The sequence below is a fragment of the Listeria costaricensis genome (assembly GCF_900183385.1).
Lineage (GTDB): Bacteria > Bacillota > Bacilli > Lactobacillales > Listeriaceae > Listeria > Listeria costaricensis.
This window is the reverse complement of sequence record NZ_FXUT01000008.1, coordinates 214,737-221,486: the sequence shown is the minus strand read 5'-3', so window position 1 is coordinate 221,486 and position 6,750 is coordinate 214,737. Positions and strand designations below refer to the sequence as shown.

The 6,750-nt window shown below is 46.8% G+C and carries 6 protein-coding genes; 1 reads left to right on the top strand and 5 read right to left on the bottom strand.

All coding sequences use genetic code 11. The features are described 5' to 3' along the window. Positions 1–371 precede the first annotated feature (371 nt). On the bottom strand, positions 372–743 hold the full coding sequence (gene menI, locus CS921_RS08315) for a 1,4-dihydroxy-2-naphthoyl-CoA hydrolase MenI (RefSeq protein ID WP_099222823.1): 372 nt from the start codon (positions 741–743) through the stop codon (positions 372–374). A 104-nt stretch (positions 744–847) separates the two neighbouring features. Between menI and CS921_RS08310 the strand changes: the two genes are divergently transcribed. After that, positions 848–1,330, top strand: a complete 483-nt coding sequence (locus tag CS921_RS08310; protein WP_099222822.1) for a divergent PAP2 family protein — start codon at positions 848–850, stop codon at positions 1,328–1,330. Positions 1,331–1,424: 94 nt separating this feature from the next. On the opposite strand, the gene alr is transcribed toward CS921_RS08310, so the two are convergent. From alr to CS921_RS08290, 4 genes are all read right to left on the bottom strand, one after another. Then, positions 1,425–3,527: an alanine racemase gene (alr, locus tag CS921_RS08305; RefSeq protein ID WP_099222820.1), complete on the bottom strand. Its 2,103-nt coding sequence runs from the start codon at positions 3,525–3,527 to the stop codon at positions 1,425–1,427. Then, on the bottom strand, positions 3,524–4,081 hold the full coding sequence (locus CS921_RS08300) for a D-alanyl-D-alanine carboxypeptidase family protein (protein ID WP_162921723.1): 558 nt from the start codon (positions 4,079–4,081) through the stop codon (positions 3,524–3,526). The genes alr and CS921_RS08300 overlap by 4 nt, the downstream gene beginning before the upstream one ends. Beyond that, positions 4,081–5,115, bottom strand: coding sequence for a D-alanine--D-alanine ligase family protein (locus tag CS921_RS08295; protein WP_099222818.1), 1,035 nt, complete (start codon positions 5,113–5,115; stop codon positions 4,081–4,083). Before CS921_RS08295 ends, CS921_RS08300 begins: the two co-directional genes overlap by 1 nt. Positions 5,116–5,279: 164 nt before the next feature. Continuing rightward, positions 5,280–6,488: an NAD(P)/FAD-dependent oxidoreductase gene (locus tag CS921_RS08290; protein ID WP_099222816.1), complete on the bottom strand. Its 1,209-nt coding sequence runs from the start codon at positions 6,486–6,488 to the stop codon at positions 5,280–5,282. Positions 6,489–6,750 lie beyond the last annotated feature (262 nt).

Genomic DNA, 6,750 nt, shown 5'->3' with positions numbered 1-6,750 from the left:
ACCTGTTCCAAAATCGCGCACTAAGCCGCCGTTGCAAGAAAATTTACATTTCACAATAAGTATTTAAACTCAAGACCTTGCCCAAACCGAAGAGTATAAACAATAATTTACATTTCACAATAAGTATTTAAACCCGCTCATCCAAACGCTTACTCTCATCTTACCTCAAACCCTCGTTTCTGTCGACCTATCATAAATTCCTCAAAAATCTCTCCTTCCTCCCATTCCCACCAAGCTATCCCCCACGTTCTCCCCTTGCCACACAACACTTCCCGCACTTCTGTCGACCTCCCGCTAAATTCGCATGAGCTCCGGTCGACAGAAAAAAACAGACCTGCGGCGCGGCGCAAATCTGTTTCATCTTTTTTTAATTAATTCCGCTTCTTTCGCACCGCAATGGTTGCGCGGCTCACGCAAATCAGGCGGTCATTTTCATCGCGAATGTCGATTTTCCAGACCTGTGTGGCTGAGCCCAGGTGGATTGCCTCCGCCACAGCCGTGATTTTCCCATCACGTTTTGAAGCTAAATGGTTCGCATTGATCTCCTGCCCGAAAACAATTTGGTCGGGTTCAATCGATTTTGCGGCACCAAGACTTGCTGCGTGTTCAGCCAGTGCCACGGAAATTCCGCCATGCAGGTAACCGAAAGGCTGCAATACTTTGTCTGTCACTTCAAGCTCGCAGACCGCTCGACCTTTTTCAACAGAAATAATTTGAATGCCGATCGTTTCTTGTAGACCCACGTTTCGATCCCTCCTTTTCTTTCCATCATAGCATATTTTCAACGTTTGTATCCGCTGATTTGTGGTAAAATAATGACATAACACGAATGACTGGAGAGATAGACATGTCCATTTTCACTAATTTGCCCTTAGTCGCTGCGATTACGGCGATCGTTTTTGCTCAAGTTGTCAAAGTTCCGATTTATTTGATCGTTTCTAGAAAAATTCAACCAGGATTGATGTTTTCAACAGGCGGTATGCCGAGTTCCCATTCCGCTGCCGTCACAGCTTTGATGACGACCCTTGCCATTCAATATGGGCTGGACTCTCCTTATTTCGCTATCAGTGTCGTTTTCGGGATTATCGTCATGTTCGATGCAACGGGTGTCAGACGCCAAGCCGGTGAACATGCAGTCGTCCTCAATCAGCTCGTTCAGGATTTTCAGGAATTCGTTGAGCATGCCAAAGGACTAACTGACCCGGAAACGGAAGTAAAAACGAAACATTTGAAAGAACTGCTCGGTCATAAACCCATGGAAGTGTTCTTTGGTGCCGTGACAGGGATCGTGATTGGTTTCATCATGGCCTATCTGATGGGCGCACTTTGACTTTTCGCAACACTCTCGGGTATCGGGGGTGTTGTTTTATTTGTGCCTAACGAAAGGCCTCCCATCGAATCAGACAGGGGGCTCTTCTCGTACTTTATTTCAATTCGACGCGCGGACCAATTCGGCTGAAAAGTTCGTTGGTGATGGTGGTCAGTTTGCTGGCCGTCTTTTCCGGCTCGAAAAGAATGGTGACCGTTTGCTGCGGCTCGATTTTCTGGTCGCCAAGATCAATGATCAACATGTCCATACAAATATTGCCGATCACAGGATAAATTTGAGGACCAATTTTCACTTGGAGCCCTTTTTGCGAAAGCTCACGCGGAATTCCGTCTGCATAGCCGATCGATGCAATACCGATATTCGTGGCTTTTTTTGTTTGAAAATTGGCACCGTAACCAATCCACTCGTCAGCTGCTACGCGTTTCTGGTCGATTAGGGTCGCTTTGATTTCCAGCACCGGTTTCAGTGGCAACGTTCGACTGCCCGGCTGAGCCACTTCGCTTAGACTGCCATACAGAAAAATACCAATTCTGACCATGTCGTACTGAAGTTCCGGATAGTTCAAAACGCCGTAACTACTTTGCAGATGGGTCAGCCCCGGCTTGATTCCCTGCCTGCGTAAAAAAGCAAGCAACTTGTCGAAGCGGTCGATCTGCTGCCGAGTGCGCCGGACAGAAAGGGCATCCAACCGGTCCGCAGAACCCAGATGCGAAAAAATTCCTTCCACTTTCAGATGGGGCGCCTTGTAGCAGCTGACAATTGGAGCCGTCTCTTCCGCTGCCATTCCTAGGCGATGCATCCCTGTGTCAATTTTCAAATGCACACGAAGCGGCTGCCCCTTGATAACTTTTTCCAGTTCGGTGGCATGCTGGTAACTGACAACAGCTTGAATGCAGTCATAGTAACGAACCGTAGTGGCTTCACTTGGTGGCGTATAGCCGAGAATCAAAATCTCCCCGCCAATGCCCGCCTTCCTCAAATCGATCGCTTCCTGCAAAGTGGCCACTGCAAAATACCGCACGCCTTGTGCCAACAAATGTCGAGAGATGGCAACGTCGCCATGACCATACGCATTTGCCTTCACAATGGCCAGAACTTCCGAATGTGGCGCAAGTCCTTGAATCTGCCTGAGATTATCCGTCAGATTGTCCAAATGAAGAACCTTTTCAGCGCGTCTCCCATTGCCCCGTCGCCGCCGTTTTTTCAGCTTCGGCTTTTTCCAGTTGACATAAATCTCTGCACTTAGGAAACTCAAGACGACGATCAGCACAAATTGAACCATAGAATTCAGCTGTGTACCCGCCATTTTCGTTGCCAGATAGCACAGATAGATCCACCAAGGATGAATCACGTACATGTAGAGCGACAACGGGCGAACATTTTTCAAATAGCGTCCGCGAAGACTCAGCAGCCATTCGTAAAGGCCAAGCATTACAAACGGTAGCATCAGGTACATCGCGTCATGTTTCGCAAACTGGAACGCATGCACCAGCCAGCCCTCCGCCAGAAGAAGCGGGACAAACAGCCATAGATATTTGGCAAAACCGAGCCGAGCCTTTCTGTAAAAGACCACACCTAATAAAAAGAATAATGGCGCTAAAAATAATCCGTCACGTGTAGTCCCAAAAATTGTCAAAATAAAATCAGCCACTCCGCCAAGCACTGGAATCTGGTGCAAAATCCCGTTGTACGTTTCGATCAGCGTTCCTGCCACATATAAACTGCCAGAAGCAATCAGCGCTCGCTTCAGCCCCCACCAGTCGAGCATTTTCTTACTGATCCAAAGACCCAAAATCCACGAAGGAAAATACCAGAGATGATAGAAAAAGCCGTTTAAGAATGCGCCCTGCAAAAAGGCAGACAAGGACATGCTTGGCGACAAATTGCCATTCATGACAGAAAGCGGCAGATAGAGCAGCGTCACCAGCCCATACAGCACGAGCATTTGCCGCGTTTTAGCTTTCAAATGTCGCTCATTCAAATAGGTTCGCGCCTTTGCATAGGGGCCGAGCAGATAATAACCGGATACCATAAAGAAGAACGGTACCGCCACACGAAATAGCGTCAGTGTGATCAAATCGTCGCCAGTTTGCCAAAAAGAAGCAAATGGATATGTATGAATGGCGATCACCATGATGGCTGCAACTAGTCGAAAGTCATCAATCGCCAAATGGGTCTCTTGCTTGGCGGCTCTCATTGGATCACCGCTTTTTCCAGATATTCTTCCAGCACGAGTCCACCCTCTGTGATCCGCTGGCTGTGCGGCAGTCCGACATACCGGAAATGCCACGGCTCATGGGAGATTCCCGTAATTTCAGTCTTTTCGTCCGGCAGATAGCGCATGATGAACCCAAAATTTGCCATTTCCTTTAGAAACGCTTCGACGACTGGATGATCCTGAAAGTCCGGTGCAATCTCACCAACTGCGCCACTTTTTATGCTAAGGTCCACAGCTAAGCCCGTATGATGTTCGCTGCAATAAGGCTTTGCCACATAAGCATTCGTATAGGCAAGACCATTTTCCTCCATTGACGTTTGGTAGAGCTCCACTTGCTCACGAATTGACCGAAAGCCACTCGTAATTTGGATGAGGTGGTCCGGGTCAACTTTTGCCAAAAGAGCACTGAGCGCTTCGGCCGTCTGTTTTTCCAGAAAAATTCCCTGCCAGGCATCCACCAGTTTGAGCGGTTCCGGGCTGTAGTTTGATGGTAGCGGTGATTCAGCATTAACAAGCACCAGATAATCCTTCATCATTCCTCACTCCTCAGGTGATTTTGCAGTAGAATCTCGATCAATGCCGCATAATCAATCCCCAGCTCAGCAAACATGCGTGGGAAACGCGACTGCCCGGTAAAGCCTGGCATGGTATTGATTTCATTCAAATAGATCGCCCCAGTCCGGTCAATGAAAAAGTCGATCCGTGCCAAATCCTGACAGCCAAATGCGACAAAAAGTCGTTCGGCCATTTCTGCCACCTGTCTTTTCACCTCATCTGCCACGCGTGCCGGCTGATGAATTTCCGCTTGTTCAAGATGATACTTTTCGTGGTAGTCAAAGAACCCAGACTGCAGTTCAATTTCGTCCACACTGCCAATGATCCGCTCGCCATTCTGCTCCAAAATGCCGCAGCCAACCTCAATCCCTTCGACCGCTTTTTCAATGGTGATGATTCGGTCATAGCGAAACGCCTCTTCAATGGCCGAAATCAGCTCCTCCTTTGTCTGCGCCTTTGAAATGCCAATCGACGAGCCGCCTCGTAAAGGTTTGACAAAAACCGGATAGCCATTTTGATCGATAAATGCTTCTGGAAATTCTGGCTTGGTCAAAGTGATCGACGGGGTTGCCTGAACGCCATTCACGCCCGCCAGCTGATGGGTCAGTTTTTTATTGAAGCAGATCGCCGAGCTGGTAATATCGCAGCCGATATAGGGAATCTCCATCATTTCAAGAACACCTTGCAGAATCCCGTCCTCGCCCTGCTGCCCATGGATCACAGGAAAAATTAGATCGGGCACATGAAATTCCATCTGATCGCGGTCATATAAACCCTTGCTCGTTTCCGAGATGACCGGCTGGATCTGAGTGCTCGCCCGAAGCCAGCGCTCACTACTTGTGTCAATCACATAGTCACCCGAAAGTAGCCGCCACTCGCCTTTTTCCGTGATGCAGATTTGCAAAATTTGATATTTTTCATGATCGAGTGCATCAATTACTGCCCGTGCTGATTTTAATGAGACCTCATATTCAGTCGATTTACCACCAAAAATAACCGCCACTTTTTTCATTTCAAAATCCTCCTCTTCCTTTTTTACTAGGATAGAACCATTATAGAAAAAATAGTTTGAATTTTTCAGCAAGAAAATTTAAAGAAATTTAAAGGAGAAGGTTAATTTTTTCCATAAAAAAACTTCCGAATGTCCACTTGACCATTCGGAAGTCTGCTTACTGCTTATTTATAAAATTTAAATTTGCCTTTATTCATCATAACGCCAGGGCCGCCAATTTGCAGAAGCGCCCGGTCATCGATGACTTTTTTCATCACGCTCGCCGGATAACCTTTCAAGCTCTTGCCGAAAACAACCCCAATCGCATCGTTGTCGCCAAGTGAGCAGACGGTTCCTTTTTCATGATAAACAAAGTCGACCAGATCGGTTTCCCCTTTGATCAGTTTCGCCAAGTTGACCGCTGCTACATCGGCCTGCTGCATTGCGATTTGTGCAGTTGGCGGATATGGCCGTTCATTGGCTGGATTAATAATCAGCGAACAGTCACCAACAATCAGAATTTCCTCATTGCCCGGCACGGTCAAATTATTGTTGACTTTCACGCGGCCGCGACCTGCTTCAAAGCCAGATGCCTCGATCACACTGTTGCCGCGAACTCCCGCTGCCCAGATGATCGTTCCCGCTTTGATTTCTTTCACTTCTTCGCCTTCCGCATATTTGACACCATTCGCCGTAGCTTCCTTGACTGGTTTGCCGACATAGAATTCCACACCACGATCTTCAAGAATGCCGACCCCATAATCGACCAGTTTGGCATCGAACTGCGGCAACACTTTTGGCGCTGCTTCCATGCAAACGATGCGAACTTTTTCACGAGGTACATCATACGTTTTGACAAGCTCAGGAATGCGGTTTGTCAGCTCGCCCAGAAATTCAATCCCTGTAAAGCCGGCACCACCCACAATGATGGTTAAAAGTTCGTCTTTTTGTTCCGTTTTCCATTTGGCAAATTGTGCTTCGATATGAGCACGGATTTTTTTCACAGATTCAACGCTTGTGATGGTTAAAGCATACTCTTTCAAGCCTTGAATCCCAAATGTTTCAGCTTCAGACCCCAGACCAATCAGCAGATAGTCATAGGAAATTTCACCTTCCTGTGCGAGTGTGACCGTTTTTTCATCCTTATTGATTTTTTCCACGATATCTTGGATAAAGGTCGTTTGGGCTGGATTTACAACTTTTGAGATCGGATAAATCAGTTTTTCCGGTTCTAAAGTTCCCGCAGCCGCCTCATGCAGCCAAGTCGTTTCATGGTGATAGTCATTCTTATTGACGAGCACAAATTCTGCATTCAGATTCGCCTGCTGTAATTTTTTGAGTGTTTTTAAACCACCGTAACCTGCACCAAGAATGACAACTTTTGGTTTACTCATCTGTCATCACATCTACTTTCCCTTTATATTTTTTCTCACAAACATGCTTGCAATAAAATCTGCTTCATTACAACTATGTAGATTGCGCTAATAACCTACGAAATAAGTGAAGTTCTCCACTTACACACTATATAATAGTATTTTTATCCCTTCATTTCAAGAAAGCAAGCTCAAGATAGATCGACTTTTCCATTTGTTTTCAATGGTATAGATGAATTTTTCCGAGCAAGCCTCCTCTGCGCATATCCACCCAGCTTTTCTC